13 protein-coding genes and 1 tRNA gene are annotated in these 19,221 nt (G+C 35.9%); 2 read left to right on the top strand and 12 right to left on the bottom strand.

Going from position 1 to position 19,221, the window contains the following annotated elements:
* Positions 1 to 24: 24 nt before the first annotated feature.
* Together BUR11_RS01575 and BUR11_RS01570 are read right to left on the bottom strand one after the other, a co-directional pair.
* Positions 25 to 483: a (2Fe-2S)-binding protein gene (locus tag BUR11_RS01575; RefSeq protein WP_074223087.1), complete on the bottom strand. Its 459-nt coding sequence runs from the start codon at positions 481 to 483 to the stop codon at positions 25 to 27.
* A gap of 50 nt (positions 484 to 533) precedes the next feature.
* Positions 534 to 1,823 carry a Gfo/Idh/MocA family protein gene (locus BUR11_RS01570; RefSeq protein WP_074223086.1) on the bottom strand — a complete coding sequence of 430 codons (1,290 nt, stop codon included), beginning with the start codon at positions 1,821 to 1,823 and terminating at the stop codon, positions 534 to 536.
* Positions 1,824 to 2,067: 244 nt separating this feature from the next.
* On the opposite strand from BUR11_RS01570, the gene BUR11_RS01565 reads away from it, so the two are divergent.
* A tRNA-Asn gene (locus BUR11_RS01565) sits at positions 2,068 to 2,144 on the top strand.
* Here BUR11_RS01565 and BUR11_RS01560 read toward each other — a convergent pair.
* The 8 genes from BUR11_RS01560 to BUR11_RS01520 all read right to left on the bottom strand — a co-directional run bounded on the left by BUR11_RS01560 (position 2,107) and on the right by BUR11_RS01520 (position 13,779).
* A complete protein-coding gene (locus tag BUR11_RS01560) occupies positions 2,107 to 3,660 on the bottom strand; it encodes a recombinase family protein (RefSeq protein ID WP_074223085.1) in 1,554 nt (517 codons plus the stop codon). The genes BUR11_RS01565 and BUR11_RS01560 overlap by 38 nt on opposite strands.
* 1 nt (position 3,661) lies before the next feature.
* Positions 3,662 to 3,835, bottom strand: coding sequence for a hypothetical protein (locus BUR11_RS01555; RefSeq protein WP_200800378.1), 174 nt, complete (start codon positions 3,833 to 3,835; stop codon positions 3,662 to 3,664).
* Positions 3,836 to 3,844: 9 nt separating this feature from the next.
* The gene (locus BUR11_RS01550) at positions 3,845 to 5,488 is read right to left on the bottom strand and encodes a hypothetical protein (protein ID WP_074223083.1); all 1,644 of its coding nucleotides are present in this window, start codon (positions 5,486 to 5,488) and stop codon (positions 3,845 to 3,847) included.
* Between the two features lie 894 nt (positions 5,489 to 6,382).
* A complete protein-coding gene (locus tag BUR11_RS01540) occupies positions 6,383 to 6,985 on the bottom strand; it encodes a recombinase family protein (RefSeq protein ID WP_074223081.1) in 603 nt (200 codons plus the stop codon).
* Between the two features lie 137 nt (positions 6,986 to 7,122).
* A complete protein-coding gene (locus BUR11_RS01535) occupies positions 7,123 to 10,089 on the bottom strand; it encodes a type I restriction endonuclease subunit R (protein WP_074223080.1) in 2,967 nt (988 codons plus the stop codon).
* Positions 10,090 to 10,095: 6 nt separating this feature from the next.
* Positions 10,096 to 10,713, bottom strand: coding sequence for a hypothetical protein (locus tag BUR11_RS01530; RefSeq protein ID WP_074223079.1), 618 nt, complete (start codon positions 10,711 to 10,713; stop codon positions 10,096 to 10,098).
* Positions 10,710 to 12,464, bottom strand: coding sequence for an RNA-directed DNA polymerase (locus tag BUR11_RS01525; protein ID WP_074223078.1), 1,755 nt, complete (start codon positions 12,462 to 12,464; stop codon positions 10,710 to 10,712). Before BUR11_RS01525 ends, BUR11_RS01530 begins: the two co-directional genes overlap by 4 nt.
* A complete protein-coding gene (locus BUR11_RS01520; RefSeq protein WP_159439200.1) occupies positions 12,457 to 13,779 on the bottom strand; it encodes an AAA domain-containing protein in 1,323 nt (440 codons plus the stop codon). The genes BUR11_RS01525 and BUR11_RS01520 overlap by 8 nt, the downstream gene beginning before the upstream one ends.
* A gap of 12 nt (positions 13,780 to 13,791) precedes the next feature.
* Between BUR11_RS01520 and BUR11_RS21140 the strand changes: the two genes are divergently transcribed.
* Positions 13,792 to 13,959: a hypothetical protein gene (locus BUR11_RS21140; protein ID WP_159439199.1), complete on the top strand. Its 168-nt coding sequence runs from the start codon at positions 13,792 to 13,794 to the stop codon at positions 13,957 to 13,959.
* A gap of 227 nt (positions 13,960 to 14,186) precedes the next feature.
* Here BUR11_RS21140 and BUR11_RS01515 read toward each other — a convergent pair whose 3' ends face one another.
* On the bottom strand, positions 14,187 to 18,650 hold the full coding sequence (locus BUR11_RS01515; protein WP_143185793.1) for a sacsin N-terminal ATP-binding-like domain-containing protein: 4,464 nt from the start codon (positions 18,648 to 18,650) through the stop codon (positions 14,187 to 14,189).
* Between the two features lie 193 nt (positions 18,651 to 18,843).
* Entirely contained in the window at positions 18,844 to 19,203 is a 360-nt protein-coding gene (locus tag BUR11_RS01510) for a hypothetical protein (protein ID WP_074223075.1), read from the bottom strand.
* Positions 19,204 to 19,221: the final 18 nt, after the last annotated feature.

Below are 19,221 nucleotides of genomic sequence, written 5' to 3'. Positions count from 1 at the left end.
GAGATTGGGTTTTATTTGGGTGTTTTATAAGGACTTAGATGCAGTGACAATCGCATCTTTGATGCGGTTATAGGTACCACAGCGACATAGATTTCCAGCCATGGCTTGCTCGATTTCTTCCTCACTTGGACTAGCATTGGAATTCAGTAATGCAGCAGCATTCATGATCTGGCCCGATTGGCAATAGCCGCATTGCGGAACAATATGCTCTACCCAAGCCTTTTGAACAGGGTGATCTCCATTCTCAGAGAGTCCTTCAATCGTAGTGATTTCACCTGTCCCTACTGCAGATATCGGCAGGGAACAAGACCGAACAGCATTACCATCCAAATGAACTGTGCAGGCACCGCAGAATGATTGTCCACAACCAAATTTGGTTCCTTTCATTTTTAAAAGGTCACGAATCACCCAGAGTAAAGGCATATCCTCTACTGCCTCGACCTCCTTAGATTCGCCGTTAATTTTTAATGTATAGTTTGGCATTTTTTTTTGGGTTAGGGGTTATTTCTTTTATTAAGTTAATGCTTCTGAAATCATGCTCCAATTAAATTCCACTTTTCCCGATAAGGCCTGAATAACATTTGGTTAGCTGCGGAATGATTCTTAAATAATTCTTTTTTCGCGTTCCACTTTAGTTCTTCTTTGAGTTTAAAGGAAATCAAGGCCAAATGCATGGGCATGGTCATATTTCGGGCATATTCCAAATAGGATTCCGGTTGACTTCTGGATTTTACTGCATCTATAAAATTCTGCTGGTGTCCTGGTGATCGAACAATGGTTTTCGGAATTTCAGGAATATCATCCATTACTTTTCCGTCCATTCTTATTTCCCTACTGTTATAGTCGCAAACCAGCGTTCCTTTTGTTCCTTCAAAATAAGCTCCTATCCCTCTCCCAGCTGCTCCTGGAACATCAGGAGGAACAGAAGTCCAATGCAAGTCCAGTTTCTTGAATTTAAAATCGACATCTATCCACTTCGGAGTATCTCCAACTCCATCTGAAACTTCACCGTTTGCTGAGATCTTTTTTAGCCCGGTTGGAGCAATGGACCACCACACAATGTCTGCGATATGACACCAGAAATCCTGGAATACCCCTCCGGAATATTCCATAAAATAGCGATAGGAAAAATGACATTTCTCGGGAGCATACTCGGCATAGGGGGCTGGACCTAGCCACATGTCCCAATTCAAATGGGATGGAGGAGCCTGAAAATTCAGTTTTTCAATCAAAGGGGGCTCACCCGTTTTCCATAGACGAACGGTTTTAATTTTACCCAAGACGCCAGATTGAATTATTTCAGCTACTCGGTGGTAATTATCTCCGGCATGGATTTGGGTTCCCAGTTGAAAAATTCTTCCTGTATCTTTTTGGGAGGCCAACATCAAATCACCTTCCCTTTTAGCATAAGAAAGAGGTTTCTCACTGTAAACATCCTTTCCCGCCTGAAAAGCCAAAATGGTAATCTGGGCATGCCAGTGATCCGGTGTGGCGATGGTGACCGCATCTACATCTGATCTCTCCAGTACTTTTCGGAAATCCGAATACAATTGTGCTTTTGTATCAGGGTGAATCGCTTTCAACTTCACCAAAGCTTCCTGGGCATGGGTGTCATCAACATCACAAAGGGCTACAATTTCCACTTCAGGCAAATTGGCAAACCAGTTTAAATGATTCAAGCCCATTCCCCCTAATCCAATATGGGCTACTCTGACTTTATCGGAAGGTGCTGCTTTCGTCCCTTGGAATGGTAAAAATTGAAGTCCTAGTGTGGTCAATGCAGAATAGCGGACAAACTCTCTGCGATTCAATGATTTTTTCATGTAGTGAGATCTTGGGTAAAAATTAAAGCTATTTAAATTACTAAATAGGATTGGAATTCCTCTCCTGTCCCGCAAAAACCTTTTTTGAAGATTTTTTAAAAAAATAAGTAACTGATTGTGAAGCAAAAAAGTGAATGAGTGAAATATTAAGTAAGATTTTTTAGAAATGGGTTTGGAATAAATAATATAGCCCCCTACATTTGCAACACCAATTCGGAAAACGCTCCGAAAAGAAACACAAAATTCCTCCTTAGCTCAGTTGGTTAGAGCATCTGACTGTTAATCAGAGGGTCCTTGGTTCGAGCCCAAGAGGAGGAGCCAAAGTGAAAAAGCCGATATTTTTATCGGCTTTTTTCATTTTACCAGTTTCCAAATTATTGGAAATCAAAAAGATACGGGATATGAAATCTTTATAGGAAGCGGTTCGAACTTCTTTATCTGAGAATTCTATTTTTCCAGAAAAGATCGAACCAACCAACTTTTGTTTGGTTTCCCCGTCTGCTTCTACATAATACTTCTCTAAATCTTGCAATACCCTTAGACTTTTTTCAAATAGAGAGAGAAATGGAATAAACTCATTATCAGAATGTTCTTTTTCATATTCCAGTTTCTGAATTTGATTTTTAATTCCTTGTTTCAACTCCATAAAAGTTTCAGAATCAATTCCTTGATCTAAGAATTGACTCTTTAGATAATCATATTTCTTATTTAATTTCTCTAGCTCAGAGTTTAATGATTTTTTGTTCTTCTTTCTATTTTCCCCTCTATCCTTCAGTTCCTTTATTATAATTTCTTGATAAAGTGAAACCACCTCTTCAGGGAACTTCAATTTTGAAAAAAAATTCAAAATCAATGAATCCATCAATTTAGTAGAGAATCGATTTTTGCACTTGCTCTTCGTGCAATGATAATAATGGTGAATCTTCTTATTTCTACTTCTAGAACCACTTCCTGTAAGTGCCCTATTATGGTCAGCACAAAATAGAAATGCTTTCAAAGGGTATTCTTCAATATTTTGCTCTGATGACCGTAATTTTACTTTCCTACCATACATCACCTCCTGGACTTTATCAAATAGTTTTATAGAAATAATAGGAGGATGAAGTCCTAATACTATCTGCTCAGGCTCTAAATCAGTTTTATTAACCTTGATTCTCCCAGTGAAAACAACTCTTCGGAGAAGAAGCAGAAAGTTATTTTTACCCATTTTCCCCAAATCATTGTAGTAGATTTTTCTTACCTCCTCAGCAGTATATATGCCTGATGCCATTTTTTGAAAAACCTCCTTAACAATCTTTGAATGATCTGGATGAGGCTCAAGAGTTGATTTACCATTGGCATTTCGAATTTTCACATATCCAAACGGTGCCCGATACATCCAACAACCTTCCACCATTGCCCGTCTCATTCCATCTTTAGTTCTCTGAGAAATCTTTTTACTCTCCATTTGAGCAATGTGCATATGAATGGAATTAAGAAAATCTCCTTCAATACTTTTCGGATCAGCGTAGCTTTCTGTCATAATAATTTCGATCCCTTTCTTTCGAAACTCTCTAACTTTCGCTGATGCTTCAGGTTCATTACGAGAGAATCGGTCCCATCTAAGGCAAATTACCCCTTTTACTAGACCTCTATTCTCTTTGATATACTGCTCCAATTTCAACCATTCAGGCCGATTAAAATCCTTAAAACCTGTATAATCCTCCTTAAATGATTGAATTAGATTATACCCTTTTTGATGACAATATCTTTTTATAGCTTCTTCTTGATGTGAAAGTGAAAAGCCCTTTTCTGCCTGTTCGTCCGTTGACACCCTGGAATAAGAAATCACATTCATTTCATGCTACATTTTTAGTATTAATAGTAAGTTGATTACAATTTACATCAACTTGATTTTCAATATCTTGAATCTCAATCAGAACCAAATCTGAAACCCAATCTCTAATTTCTTTCACTTCTATATCTGTATACTTCCTAGTACCAGAATTAAGGATTTCTTTACTTCTCTCCATTGAAATCATTTACTTCAAATCGTTTATAAGTTCATCGGAATCATCATTAAAAAGGTCTTCTGGATAAGATTCAACATCTACCGTGTCAAATTTCCAAAGAGGATATTTTCTGAAAACTTTCGGATTATTTTCAATCACTCCAAGGTGATCAAGTTCAAGTGGGAAGCTAATTTCAATCCCATTTTTAGCACTTTTATTTCTGAAACCTAAATCCCATTTTAGGGTACATTTTATCTGTAGTTTTCTTAAAACATCAATTACATTATTAACAACAAAATCTTTTTTACTTATTTGGAAATAAATGCCATCATGCAATGTCGAGGAAATAACCTCATTCATTATTTCTTTGTAGCATGATTGAATCACTCTGGACTCTTCTTTCTGCAAGAGATAACTAATTTTCTTATAATTACCTCTTTTAATTTCCTCCACCTCATCCAATATTTGAGGAATCAACTCGTAGACCTGAGAATACAAATCATTTGATTTTGAACCGTCATTTGAGTCCATAATCATTGCCCAAAAAGATTCCTTAAATGATTTTCTAGTTTTACCATGTTTAAATGACTTTTTATCATTCAAAAATTCAAAAGCTTTTCCCAGTTCCGACCAAATAATAAATTCTCGTGTTGAGTCAAGAATATCCACTCCTAAATTCTCCAGTCTCTCCAAAATGATCCTATTGAGAAAAATTGCTTGAGCATTTGCCATATCAAGCTCACCAATAGGCTCCCCTTCAACCCTGAGGAATTTCCTAATTGTCTTAGGCAGGTTTGTAAAACTATTGTAAAATCTTCCTGAGTCAGAAAAAACTTGAAATTTAGACTCTTCGAATAAGAAAAAGATATTTTGGTGATTTTTAGATAATTTATGAACCTTAACTTGCGAAAAATCCAGCTTCTCCATCCATTCAGAGAGTTTTTTAGCAATCTCATCTTCCAAATAAAACTTCTTTGCCAGATGCAAACTGATTTTCTCTAGAAAACTTTGTTCTGTAATTTGAATATTTAATTCATTCAGTGGATATAGCATAAAATCATACCCCCTGACTTTTAGAACTTTATATTCATATGATTTCTTTTGAACCTTCGAATATAAATTTGATCTTTTTAAAAGTTTTGAATCAATTAACACCTTCGTTAACATCCGAGCCAAAGTCATTTTATCCCCGTTCTTTAATTGGATTGATTTGTGATTTGTGATAAAATAAAGAGATTGATAATCAATAAAATGAAACCCTTCAATTCTTTTTTTCCAATAGGCATTTGCTCTCAAAATCCTATCAATTACATATAGGTATTTTACCAAATGATATTTTAAATGGTTATTCACCTTCAATTCATCACCCAGATAATCAATTAGTACGACAGAAATCTTATTTCTGATCACCTCAAAAGGAGCATTTAAAAAGAAATACTTCTTTGGATAAGAAATAGACTTATTACTAGATTCATCTGAATCAATAGAAGAAGAATTAATTAGATTACTATAGGTACACATCTTTTCTAATTCTTTTACCCTCAAATCAGCCTGATTTGGGTCATTTATAGGATTGTTTCTTTGCAAAAACACACCGCTTGAACCTGTTTGATTTACTTCATTTTTTTTTCTTTTCATTTTTGCTTGTTTTAATTTTTTGAAATCTTTTTCCATTTTTTGATTTTTTTAAAATTTATTTACCACAAACCTAATGAAAAGAATTTTATTTTGTCAAATCATTTTATTCAAAATTATATAATGTATATAAGTTATTAACAGATTATTTATTTTACATAATTTAATTAGATAAAATCATTCAATATGGTTCAAAAAGAGACTTCTTTACTTATAGTTATTCACCTATAATCTTATTTTTAGATGAAAAAAAATTTTATTTTTTTTTGTTTTATTTCAGTTCAATTTCGAGATACAATCCTCAATACAGAGGATAGTGATCAAAAAATCTTTAAAACAATCAAAATCTAGCTCGATCAATTGGTCTGGTTCACCTCCCTTTTCTCTATTAAAGAAATGGAAAAACTCTTCGTCACACCCAAACCATTTGATTTCACAGGATATCAAATCAAAAAATGTAATTGAATCGAAAGACCGTCTCACAAACTGGGTACAAATAGTACCATTCCCATTTACTAAATAGTAAGAATCTAAGTGGCTACTGCTATCTGAAAATAAATCCATATTTATTAGAGAATGAGTCTCAATAAACGGATCATATGATTCCTGGATTCATAATTTCAAAAAGTTGTTTTCTCCAAAAGCTCGAATTTTTTTGAAAAAAATTTTTCGTGTAGGCCTATCAAGGTATAGGGGAGCCCCCTGTATACCCTGGGAGGGGGACGTAGGATACCTACCCCATTAGAAACATTGAAATACGGTTTCTAATGCCAGTTTTAGAAAATAAATCCCCTTATGGTTGCCCCCCAAAAGCCTATCATAGAAGTCTCAAACATCTATTTTCTTAATATGTTACTCTAAGAGTGATACATCATTTATAAGAACAGGGTACGCTAAAAAGCCTTAATAGGATCAAAAAATACATTTATTACACTAATCTAACCCTCCGAGCTTCTTGATTTTAGTCACGGTATTCACGTGAACTTCAGCCAACTTTGCGGCTTCTTTAGACTTATATCCTTTCTTTAGGTATTCAAGAACTTGTTTATTCTTAGGCTTGGATAGAAAATCCAAAACTGATTCCTTGGTTCCTTCTTTACGACCTTTATATTTTCCTTTATGCTTGGCTAATTCAATGCCTTCACGTTGCCTTTCTCTAATTTGATTTCGTTCCATCTCCCCAACAGTAGCTAAGATAGATATCATCAATTTGGCGATTGGATTCTCTTTTCCACTCTCATCAATGGTTTTTAAACCTTGATTTATAAAATGAATTGGAATCCGTTTTTCAGTAAAAAAATGAATCGTATTGAGGATGTCACGAAGATTCCGACCTAATCTATCAATCTCCCACACTTGTAATTCTTTGAGAACACCGTGTTGTATATATTTCAATATCTCTTGACCTCCTTGTCTTTTGAAGAAAGAAATCGATCCACTGCATTTATCCTCCACTATTTTGTCATAAGAACCTTTCACCTTTTGACGATCCAAATTTTGGGAAATCGAGCTAATTCTAGAATAACGGACTTTCATAAATCACATTTTTAGATTTAATACTCTATTTTTGTGATAAATGTTACATTTTTCGACCGAAATCAAATAAAATCTTAAAGAAAAAAATCACATCTTAGGGTATACCCTAAAAAATTAGACTCCTATGCTCTTTATTATTAGTAATACTCCTTGATATAGGCATAAGCTCGATCAAAAAGAACTTGATCTTTGATTTTATATTTTGCCCAAAGAATTTTGCGTAATGAACTCTGAACTTCCCGTTCACCTGAATTAGAATCTTGCCATCCAGGAAATCGAACTACCCGAACTATAGCATCAATGTCTGTTACTATTCGCTCCACAACTGCAGGAGTTTGATCGGTTTTCAATTCCAAAAAGAGTTCAGTCAGTGCTGCTTGAGGAGTTTTCTCTTGTAAAATATCCTCTAATTCCTTTTCAGCTTGAACAGTTTCCTTAGCTAATTTGCAAAGCTCTTTCACAAACTCAATAGAAGATATCAAACCCTGTTCTGCTTTATTTCTAAGCTCTTCCAAACGGTCACTAAGCTTTTTGAACTTTGGATTGCCAGCATGTTTTTTAAATCGCTTGACCAGGATCTTCTCTAATTTCTTGGCATTCTTGGGATCTGGGTTGTTGAAAATCTCCTCGATCACATCTGCATCCAGTACAAACTCCTCTAATTGGTGAACATCGCCGACGTGTATGTTTTCATGAATAAGCTTGGTTGTTTGAGCTCCGAGTGAAAACCAAAGTAGTTTACCAATATTATCGGAAGCTGGACGGACAGATTCAAATACCTGAGAAAGCCATTTATAATCCGAATTGTAAAGATCCAGAATATTATCAGGCGAGAGGGATTCCCAAAGTTTTGATAGGAATTTGAAATCCTTGGCAAAAGCATCCTTTTTCTCATCTGTTCGGATTGCATTCTGTGCAGCTTCCAACCCCTCAAATCCTACGATAGTTCTATCTACTCCTTCAAAATGACTCAATGTATCGCGCATTGCTTGAGGTAATTTGCCCCGTAGTTCTGAAAGATTTGAGATTACAGCTTGCACGCTTTTTTCATCAAATTGTAAAGCCTTAGCTGTATCATCAAATACCCCAAAATAATCCACAATTCTTCCAAATGATTTATTGGGGTAAAGTCTATTCGTACGACAAATTGCCTGGAGTAGGGTATGGTCCTTTAGAGATTTGTCCAGGTACATGGTCTGTAGAATAGGAGCATCGAAGCCAGTTAGCAACTTGGCAGTCACAATGATAAACTTTAGATCAGACAGGGTATCATTAAATTCATCAACCACTTTCTCTTGCTTGCCTTTATCCATCGCCCATTTCTGCTTGAACTCTGGTTTATCATTTGCGGTGGTTGACATCACTACCGCACTGGCTTCCTCTGAGAAATATTGATCTAATGCCTCTTTATATTGTACACAAGCATATCGGTCAGGAGTAACAATCATTGCTTTAAATCCATGCGGAGCTACTTTTTCATTAAAATGGGTAGCAATATCAGCAACTATCTTTTCAACTCGCTCAGGAGACTTTAGAAAGGCAGCCATCTTAGCTGACTTCTGATTCAAGGCATCAGCTTCTTCATCTGTGAGCGCAGCCGCCTCTTGAAATTCCTTGAAAGCCTTATCGATGGTTTCCTTATCTACATGAACATCCACTAGACGTGGTTCAAAATGTAAAGGCAAGGTAGCATCATCCCGTATTGAATCCTGAAAAGTATAGCGAGACATGTAGCCTCCTGTATCTTCTTCGGAACCAAAAGCCCAAAAGGTATTTTTATCTGCTTTGTTTACGGGAGTTCCGGTGAGTCCAAATAGAAATGCATTAGGCAAGGCCGCTCGCATCTGTCGACCCAAATCACCTTCCTGTGTTCTATGCGCTTCATCCACCAAAACAATGATATTCTCCCGAGCATTCATATTGGGTTTGGCATCGCGGAACTTGTGAATCATCGACACGATGATCTTGCGGGTATCGCGCTCGAGCATTTCCTGCAGCTCACGGATGTTATCCGTGGTTTCTACATTTGCGATATCTGCCGCATTGAAGGTACCGCTGATCTGAGTATCCAAATCTGTCCGGTCAACAAGAATGATGACTGTAGGACTTTTAAGCTCTGGAGTTCTTCTTAATTTTTGCGCTGCAAAAACCATCAAAAAGGACTTGCCTGAACCTTGAAAATGCCAAATCAATCCCTTCTTAATTCGACCTTCCTTCACTCGCTCTACAATCTTATTAGCTCCTTCGTATTGCTGAAAACGTGGAATAATCTTGATTCTACGCTTCTTTTTGTCTGTGGAGAACAAAGAGAAATTCCGTAGGATATCTAGTAATCGAACCGGATTCAATAAATCCGAAAGCTCTTTTCCTACATCTCCAAGTCCTAATCTTTTTGCTAGCGCATCCTCATCATTTTCTATGCGCCAAGGTGCCCAAAATTCCAAAGGACATCGAATAGCACCATAAAACAGTTCTTTGCCTTCTGTTGCAAAGGATAGAATATTCGATACAAATAATTGCGGTACCGTATTTTCGTAAATTTCGTGGATCTCATGTGCCCCATCCAGCCAACTGACAGAGGGACGAATGGCAGTCTTAGCTTCGCCGACAACCACCGGAATTCCATTAATCAGCAGTACGATATCCGGGATTTTCGTCTCCCGATGATGTATTCTATACTGATTGGTGGCTACATAGGTATTATTGGAAAAATTATCAAAATCAATCAAATGAACAGGAACATGGCGATTGTTTTCTCCAAAAGGCATGGTTTTTTCACCACACATCCATTTAAAAAATTCTTCATTTGCCTTTACCAAACCAACTTGCGTCACTGCAATGAGTACCGCTCTTAGCTTATAAATCACCTCATCCGCCAATTCAGGATTATCCGAAATCTCAGGATTCAGGCGAATCAAAGCAGCTTTCAGTTCTGATTCTACCAATACTTCATTCACTCCGCGTGGAATATCCTTGGCAGATTTATAAATCCAAGTAGCAGCATAACTTGCTTTGGATTCTTGGACACCGTTACTATTCAAATTCACTCCACTGAGCTGGTGAATAATATAATGTTCTACGCTATTGAGTTCGGTGAATGCCATGACCAATTAATTTATTAATTGGTCAAGGACTCTAAAGGCAGTTCTATATTGAAAAACTATTAGTTCTTTGGCATTAGCATATTTCTTATTGTTCCATCGGATTTGTCTACGAACACCATTTTCATCCTCGACTTGAACATGTAGAAAAGAGTTTCTCATTTGATATATGGATTGAAATGCCTGACCTATTGTTTGATAAATTTCGCCTTTTCTTATCAGGTGCAGATATGTATCTGCTTCGTATACATCCTTTTTCGACTTCATAATTTTCTCACCAAGTACTACGTTGATCAATTTAAGTAAAAAGTTGTCAAAAGCTGGTAGAGAAGAAAGGGTCCAGTCTTTTACTTTTGAACCGTACAAATGCTCTACATCAACGGCAATTGAAATACAATTTTTTGCATGGTCTTCAGACGCCCCGTAAAAATCATCCAAAAATGCTTTTAGGTTCTTTTGTGTCTCTTGGCCATATAAGTTATTGTAGAGATGATAAATATATCTACCAGCCAACTCTTCCAACCAATTTACTATAGGAGCACTCAGGTACTCCTTCTGGTACTCTTGAACAGAATTAACTTTAGCGATCTGCTTTTCTATTTTATTTCTTTGTTGGCTAAAACTCATAAACCTATAGTATTTATAAATTCAACCATATCTATTTCTTGCTGACGATTACTTCTATTGAAATCTGCAATAATTAATTTCAGCTGAACCGAAGGTTCTTTCTGAAGTTCTTTTTTCAAACTTGACGAGAATTGCTTGCTTTTCGAGTGTTTGAACAAAAGACGATAAAGAGAGATTTTAACCAGATCTGAGTTTTCTTCCTTTAGCCACCTAAAGAATACTTGCCGCAATTCCTTATCACTAAATTCCTGGTTAAATGAAAGTATCATGATGATGTAGTATCTGACCCATTCATAGGGTTTAAACTGAACCTCATACATTTTCATTAAAGCAGTTTTAACTTCTTGATTGGCACCATATGCACCAAGTATGATTCCCAAATTATTGACTCTCCAAAAAAACTTTTGATAGGCAAATAACCAATATTTGATCAATGCGGTGTCTACCTCTTTCTCTATTCCAATATCCAATAAAGCTTTTTTGCTGCTGGAGTATTGAACACTTAGTTTGATAAAATCAATATCTTCTACTCTCTCATTGAGTTGGAGGTTCTTTGAATTGCCGCTATTTATGAAAAGTTCGGGCAATTTTTTCTCAACTTCTCGAAACTGTTCCTCCCAGAATTCCTTTATTTCTTTTTCATCTTTTAGAGTAGTTACGTTTTTCCAAAAACTATCTATCCTTGGTCCTTGGTCCTGTTCACTTAACTTGTTAACCTCCTTATCAAGTAATTTAGAATTATCGTTTATTTCTTCCTTCTTGTTATCATCAAAAAGATCAGTATTGATGATTTCATCAGGATCTTCACTGTAAAGCGCACTTAGTGAAAGCTTCTTGATTTCCTTCTTGATGGTTTCTTCCTCTTTTCCATCTTCGATTTCTTGAATTGATGTCTTTTTCGAATTAATTGAAAGGCCATTGCCTTTGGTATATTTGTCGATAATCAAAAGAGCCTCTACTAACTCATTTTCCTCAAAACCATAAATATGAATATCATCCATATACCTGTAGTACTTATAGCCCTGTCCAACAATTTGACCATCCAGCTCATGCAGAATTAAATTGGCGAAAAAGAAAGATGGTATTGGTCCTTGCGGTATTCCTACTCCTGGAGTCATACTTTCCTTTGTTCCAGACCAAACATTGAAGCAGTCAGAAAGTAGGTCTAATATTTCATCCTCTACTCCAAATTCTTCGGATAAAACCAGAAGAAGGTTGTAATGGGGTATCGAATCAAAAAAACCAGTAATATCCGTTTCAAACTTATACCTTGTTTTATCTATTTCGATACTGTGTAAGACAGACTCTTTAAATTTTCGGAATAGCCCTTTCCAAAATTTAAAAAAGAAGTAATTAGGTTCTTTATCCTTAATCAGCGCAACCCCCTTTGTCACATCAGGTGCCAATACACTTCCAAAGACAAATTCTTCTAATTCGGATAATTTAGGCTGATGCAATTCTGCTATTTTGTTCGCAATTGCTTGGTATACTAAAGCGTCCTCCACCTCCAGCATTGTTTTAGTTCTCAAGGTTCTGGTCGACTTTGGCATATAGAATTTAAACCCTCTCTGAGGAGTGTATATTCCATCCATTATCTTTTCATGCAAACGCTTAGCATTCGTGTCTAAATTAGCTCCAAATGCCTTTAGCCCCACCTGATCTTTAACCGTTTTATCAGACCAGCATTGAACCCTATAAAAGGCAAGTTTTATGGCTTCAGGATCAAAATATTTAAAAAGTACCTCACTCATTAATTTTTATTTTTCTAATTCTACTCATAAAAGCCAGGACATCTTTTGATATAGTCAGACTTTGACTTATTATATCCTCCGCCAAAATCAGTGTTCCATTTCTAGCTCTACTAGTTGCCACATTGAATCTATTTGGATTAAATGAAAATTTCCTGTCGTAAGATGGTATTAAAAAGATACATAAATCAACTTCTGCTCCTTGTATCCTATCAATTGTGTTGATTTCTAAATTTTTGAAGGAAATCTTTGAAGCTAGTACTGTATCAGTCAAAGAATTTACTGTGTCTTTAAAAGCTGATAAAATGGCTAATTTTTTATCAGGAAATTGGGCTTTAATATTTTTGATCAGTTTGATAGTTAAAAGAATTACATTTTGTGGAGTTTTGCCTTCATCCATGTTTTCCAGATAGACCAAAGTCGATCCACCTAAAAGACAGAACAATTCCGAGTATCCTCCAATTAAATTAACACCTTTCTCGTCAGATTTTGACGTAATGGAGTCGTTATAAAAGACTCCCGTTTGGCTTACCGCTCTTTCAGTTAATCTGTAAGAATTGATTAATCTATAGGAGTCTTCGACTTTACTTAAGGAATAAGTCTTCAAACCATTGATCAAAGTAGATATTTCTTTATCAATATTCGTAGCACGCTTTTCCTCCAAAACGATGGGTGTTAATTGCTTAAAATCTCCTACAACCATTACTTTTTTTCCCAACTTCGAAAATCCAGCAATTGTCGTTAGAAAGGCTTGTGAGGCCTCCTCGATAATTAGCAAATCAAAGTACACATGGTGCTGATTATCGATCAGTAATTTTGATAAAGAATAATAGGTAGATAAGAGTAAGGAGCCGAGGGCAATAGGTGTTGTAACTTCATGATTTTTCAATCCTGGGATTTCAACTGATTCATCTGCTGACAGGTTTGTCTTGTACACTCTCCCTTCCTCAATATGCTTTTGTAAACCATCTTTCAATGCTGCCTCCATTAACGCCTTATGAGTCAATGCGGCAATACAAACTCTCATATTTAAATTTAAAAAGTGATTGCAAATTTCAGCAATAAGAAATGTTTTCCCCGTTCCTGGAGGTCCTTGAACAACGATTTGGTCCTTTTGATCAATTAGAGATAATGTTTCTAGAATTACGTTCCCATTTCCTCCTAAATTCTTTGGTTTCCAATCGTCTGGGTTTCCTGAATCAAGATTTAGGATATTATCGGTTGGATTATTTTTGGTGAAAAATTTTAGCGCTACTAAATAATCTCTAGGTGGATCTTCTTTCCCCAAAACAATTATTGGATGCATTTTTTCTCTCAAATCGGATTGAATATGATGGAAAAAATCCATACTGATATTTTTAACTCCGACGTACCTGTCATCTTCATTGAGATCATTTTCAAGATAGAATATTGGGGTACAGGTGGAATATTGTTCAGTAAAGTTTTCTCGGAAGTAACCATAGGAAAAATTCCAATTTTGAAATGGCCCTATCGATGATTTAGGATATGAAATGGTTAAGGGTTCTTTTAGTCTTGGAAACTTTCCCTTCTTAAATTTCAATATTAACACCCCTCTCTTTTCATCATATCCCCAAATTCTACCTAAATACAATTTATTTGAGGCATAAAGGTCTTTGATATAAGCACTATGGTATTTTGCCCATGAAATATCCATCTCACGTAATTGCCAATCATAAAAAAGAATCTGATTATCTATGGATACACTCATATGTCAATACCAATATCTGTCAATGGCCCTTCTGTTTCTCCGGGTTTGTTTTGCTGAGGATTAAAAATAACATCAAATGGTCCTTCTTTAGCTCTATACAAGAGTTGAAGGTCGCTTAATTCCGTCTCTGCTTCAATAATTGTCCGGAGATCTTCTATAGTTGAATTGATTCTTCGAATTACTTTGAAATAAGAATTCAGCTTCTTTTCCAACTCTTCTTGAGTTTTGATTAAAATGCAATCTGTAGATACATCTCCTGTCAAGATGTAAAGAATAGTATCCTCATTCTTTAAACTTACCCAAGCATAGCCTCCCAAAAATAGAACCCCTCTTCTGGCACTTCGACACATTACTTTGAAAGCAACTCCCCTTTGGTCAATAATGGGATAAATAAACTTATCCTCATAGTTTTGCTTAAATTGAGCCTCAGCTTGTGAAATATCGTACCCTTGGTTTTTAAAATATCTTAATGCTTTAACTTGAGCGAATAAATTTTCCTCTTCTAATTCGCTATCCTCTAATTCCCTTCCAAACAACTTTTTTATCTGTGCAATTTCGTCATCGTCATACTCGAGTTTTTTGATTTTATGAACAGTAGGACTCTCAATCTTCTCATTAGAGACATAGTCTTCGTCTAATTCCTTTTGCGGTAATGGTTCTGGGATAGGTTGTACGGCCTTCAAATTTGGACTAATCGAAGGCCTTGATTTTTTCTCAAGTTCTTCGATTAATTTCAAAATATCCTGATAGCTAGAACACTTTTGATAATCTTCAGGATTCAGTTTTATGCTTTTTAGAAATTCTGAAACCTGCAAGTCACTTAACCCTAATAAAACCATTAACTCTTTTTCGACTTTGGTAGCTGAAATTAAGAGACTCAATTCATGGGAGATGTTTAACAAAGAGATTGGATTTGCCCAATTGAAAGTGAGCAAGAATTCATCTTTGTTTTTTTCATAACAATATGAAATTCCCTCTCCCTCGATTTTTTCTGAACCGTGAAAAAATACAGGTCTTAGATTTGAACATTTGATGAATTTAGTTTTTGAAATTCTTTCGTACCGTTCGTAGATAAATTTATCCAAATTGGATGTTTGCATTCTTTGCCTTAAAAGCAATCCTATAGGACCAATTAATTTTAACAACTTGATTTTAAGGTCATAGAATTCATTTTGATTATCTGCCTCGACACTGAAATCCTCAATAATTCGAACCCCAAACGCTTCCAAAAAAGGCTCAAAAGCACTATTCCTTTTATCAAGATTTGGAGGTAAAAATATGGTTTCAATGCCTATTGAAACATTCTCAAATCCGGGCACTTTAATCCAAAGTAATTCCTTTGGGATTATACTTTTGAATGATGAGCTGACCAAACAGTGATTCTTACCCCATTCTTCAATTTCGCTTAACGATATCTCTTCATTATTCTCTATCTGTTGGAAAATTTCATTGTAGATCAATCCAATTCTTTTTTGATTCTCCCGATCAAGTTTCCCTTTGCTGGAAACCTCCTGGGCAATTTGATCGAGAACCGAAAGCAGATCTGAAAGAGAAAATTTTGTTCTTAGGTTTAAAATTTTTCTCCAATCTTCAGGAATCTGATCCTTCAGTGTGACTATAGGCAGATAGTCTCCGGCAAGCTCCTTATTGTAGTCTGAATTGACAAATGCCTCTTTGGGTATTTTCATGCCGCAAGAAGTCGGCAAACAGCTCACATTTTCTATTCTCCAAAAAAAGTAGCCTAAGGTATATGTTTCATTATTTGGATATCTGCCCCATTTCATTTTATCAAGAGTTCTTAAAAAATGACCATTTCCAAGACTATATTCTGTGTAGGGTTTCTTTTTTTCATATCCATCACCTAATTCCCCAGATTTATCTCTCTTTATATGGAATTTGATGAATAGCCTTTCCCAGAACAGTTCTGCAATTGAAGAGGATGTGACTTGATCAAAAAATGAGAAAGTCTGAATAAAAAATGGAACCCCTTGATTAAGAGGACCAACATAATATACTCCTACCAAATGGGGATAGACGTGTCCATCTTTAGAAAAAGTATACGCACCGTTGACATACGCTAGTGGCAGCTCTGAGGAGGACCTTTTAGCTGATTTAATAAAATCGATGTCATCAATAACATTCAGAGCCTTAAAAAATACCCGACAATCTTGCGGGGTGCCAATTTCAAGATATTCTTTAACCACCGAATTTGTATTCCGAATTACTTTGCTGAAATCTATTGTTGGATTGTATTCCTCGGGCAATACACACTCATTCGCTTTTTTAAATCCGTGATTGGTTTTTAGAGGAAGTTCTTGAAGACTTATGTAGTGGTTTTGAGTTAGTTTACCAGATAAGTGCAAATCAAAAATGAAGCTGGTAATTTCCAGAAAATTTACCCCATTGATACAGGAATCAATTCTCCCTATAATTTCTTTTTCTAAATAGGCAATTTCTCCAGGTTCGGTAACTCCAAGTTTTTTTAGCCAAGAAATAAAATCCGGATCATTTATTTCATCATATACCTTTTGATGAATTAATCGGTTTTTATACTGGTCTCCAATCGGAGAGGATATCCGCATTGGAAAACAAACCCCGGTGATGTAATCAAGGTTTCCATCATTGTTTACAATCAACTTATGATTTGTAACTACCGAATACCATTTTCCTGAGGGATCTTTTTCTTCAAAGGATTTGAGAAACTCAAGGATTTTTAAATTGTTTTCCAATGAAATTGATTTCCTGAGAGATTCTGAGGAAAAAAAATTCTGAAGTTGTAATTCAGAAAGTTCCTTTGGATTAAACTTCTTGAGAATTTTATTCGAATCAGTTTGAGGTATAAGGTTCTTACTTTCAATTTGAAAACCATCTTCAGAAACAGATAAAAATCCAGCTATCTTCTCATTTATTATTGGGTCAACACTGTTTAAATCATACGGGTCAAAGCAAACATCTAGTAACCTACTCAGTTCATCTTTCCGATTTCTAATAAAGGGGTGTTTTTCAAACCCGAATTCAAGCCCCAGATTTAGTTTAATTCTCAGATTATCCGTTTGGGTATAAAACCCATTTCGAAATAATGAAAGGTAAGATGATTCAAAAATCTTCTTTTGAGCAAAGTGGGCACAACATTCCACTGTTTTGTATCCAATTACCTGAAAAAGCCATTCATTCCAAATCCGGTTTTTGTGGATTTTTTCCCTGCCCGCATCTAAAAGGAAGTTACTATTAACTATAAAAGGGAAATTGAATTCTTTTTCAGAGGTAGGCAGGTAAGTGTATATCGGACTCTCATTTTCTTTCAATAATTCTATTTCTGTTTTTTGGCCATTAAGTTGAATTGCAAAAGAAATTTCAGTTTTTTCCATATCCTGAATTTTCTTGGGAGTCTTGATATCTGACTTTAATTCTTTTCTTATTTCAGCCGGGATATCATGAATCCAACTTATTACATACCAATTAGAAAGCAGTTTATCGTTTTTAAAAAGAGAGACTTGGTTTGAGTCTTCTTCGTTTTTAACTTTTTCAAGGCTTATTATATTGTCATTTCTAACCAGTTTGACTGACTTGATTTTCCGGAGGAAGAGCATAAACTTGGCGTCCTCAAAAAGACTTATTATATCCTTGTAAAGCCGTTTTCCATCTCGGATTTTAATGGCAGTCTTTACCGTGAAGTTTTCATCATTCAAAATTTGGGCTGCCTCCGAATCATCAATTCTATTGGATAGGATGGGCATCATCTGCCATGGGCAATGAAATTGGACGTTGTGTTTTTTTTCCCAAGCTTCTTGATCCCCCCATTTTGAATTCCAACCTTTCTTTTCAACATAATCTCGGTCGAAACGAAATAAAGTGTTTGCAGTCTTTACATAGACAATACCATCCGGCTGACCAAAAACTGACTTAAAGCCAATTCCTTTATACCCTGTTTTTGAGGCATCGTCAGTTTTGGTGCCAATTCCTATACTGCATAATCCTCTAATGTCTCGAGAGTTAAATGGTGCCCCGTTGTGAGAAATAACCACATAATTCTCCAGGATTTGGATAGACAGTTCAGCATTTTCATCCAAAGCTGCATCATCCGCATTTTGGATGAGCTCATAGATAAATCTTTTGTTTTCGGAATAGATATCCGTTGCAAGGGATTCTACAGAATTAGCAAGGTTTACTACTTGAAAAGGCGAATTGATCGTTAAATTTTCCTCGAATATTTCCTTGATGGCTGCTTCTAAAGAGGAATCTTGATTTTGAGAAACTGAAGCTTGAATCTCTTTAAACTCAGTCACCCGAAGTGAAAATGGATTAGTAACCCTGTACTTATCTTCACTTAACTCAACTTTGACTTCGTAGCGCTGCTTTTCTTTCAGGCCATCTTTGATGGGGTATTTTATACTTAGTCTTCTCTCGTTGCGTGCTTCAGGAGGGTAATCAATTACTTCTCCGTTTAATCGGAAATTCATGAAATAGCCAAAAGGCTTAGTGCCCTCTCGCAGTGTTATATTTTTGGGTATAAGGAAGTCTGCCTGAAAAACTAATTCACTTGTTCCCCAGTAATCCTTTAGAATCTGCAAAGCTTTTGCCCTAGCTATCATCTTTATCTGATCATTAATTCTCTATGTAGTTGAGTTCGCTGAATAACACAATCCGAGCTTTTCAATATCTTACTTCCTCCCTCACATACTTTCTAAAATCAAAACCGTTGCCCCCAGATTTTACATCTACCAAATACCTGAAGTTCTGATCTGCCGAAATCTCTAAATCCACCGCATTTTTATCTTCCCGAATTCTAAAAGTGTCGGTCAAATTAGGGACAAAGCCTTTGGGCAAACTGATCCAATGAAAATGATCCGTGTCAGCTAGCAGCAAATGAACCTCATCGACAAATTTGAACACAGGGATATTCGCCCACCATACTCGCTTCGACTTATTGATACTTGAAAAGCAGGTGTTGCCGGAGTAAAGGATGGCCCCAAACTGGGTATTGAGGCGGTCAATAAGCTGCTTCTTGTTCATGGTCTCACTAGCTATATT

The sequence above is a fragment of the Algoriphagus halophilus genome (genome assembly GCF_900129785.1).
Taxonomy (GTDB): domain Bacteria; phylum Bacteroidota; class Bacteroidia; order Cytophagales; family Cyclobacteriaceae; genus Algoriphagus; species Algoriphagus halophilus.
The sequence above is the reverse complement of the archived record's forward strand: the minus strand, read 5'-3'. Positions and strand labels throughout refer to the sequence as shown.

Excerpts from the sequence above, each read along its gene's own strand:
- BUR11_RS01575 (WP_074223087.1), bottom strand. The coding sequence starts at position 483 with ATGCCAAACTATACATTAAAAATTAACGGCGAATCTAAGGAGGTCGAG.
- BUR11_RS01570 (WP_074223086.1), bottom strand. The coding sequence starts at position 1,823 with ATGAAAAAATCATTGAATCGCAGAGAGTTTGTCCGCTATTCTGCATTG.
- BUR11_RS01560 (WP_074223085.1), bottom strand. The coding sequence starts at position 3,660 with ATGAATGTGATTTCTTATTCCAGGGTGTCAACGGACGAACAGGCAGAA.
- BUR11_RS01555 (WP_200800378.1), bottom strand. The coding sequence starts at position 3,835 with ATGGAGAGAAGTAAAGAAATCCTTAATTCTGGTACTAGGAAGTATACA.
- BUR11_RS01550 (WP_074223083.1), bottom strand. The coding sequence starts at position 5,488 with ATGGAAAAAGATTTCAAAAAATTAAAACAAGCAAAAATGAAAAGAAAA.
- BUR11_RS01540 (WP_074223081.1), bottom strand. The coding sequence starts at position 6,985 with ATGAAAGTCCGTTATTCTAGAATTAGCTCGATTTCCCAAAATTTGGAT.
- BUR11_RS01535 (WP_074223080.1), bottom strand. The coding sequence starts at position 10,089 with ATGGCATTCACCGAACTCAATAGCGTAGAACATTATATTATTCACCAG.
- BUR11_RS01530 (WP_074223079.1), bottom strand. The coding sequence starts at position 10,713 with ATGAGTTTTAGCCAACAAAGAAATAAAATAGAAAAGCAGATCGCTAAA.
- BUR11_RS01525 (WP_074223078.1), bottom strand. The coding sequence starts at position 12,464 with ATGAGTGAGGTACTTTTTAAATATTTTGATCCTGAAGCCATAAAACTT.
- BUR11_RS21140 (WP_159439199.1), top strand. The coding sequence starts at position 13,792 with ATGATGGAAAAAATCCATACTGATATTTTTAACTCCGACGTACCTGTC.
- BUR11_RS01515 (WP_143185793.1), bottom strand. The coding sequence starts at position 18,650 with ATGAATTTCCGATTAAACGGAGAAGTAATTGATTACCCTCCTGAAGCA.
- BUR11_RS01510 (WP_074223075.1), bottom strand. The coding sequence starts at position 19,203 with ATGAACAAGAAGCAGCTTATTGACCGCCTCAATACCCAGTTTGGGGCC.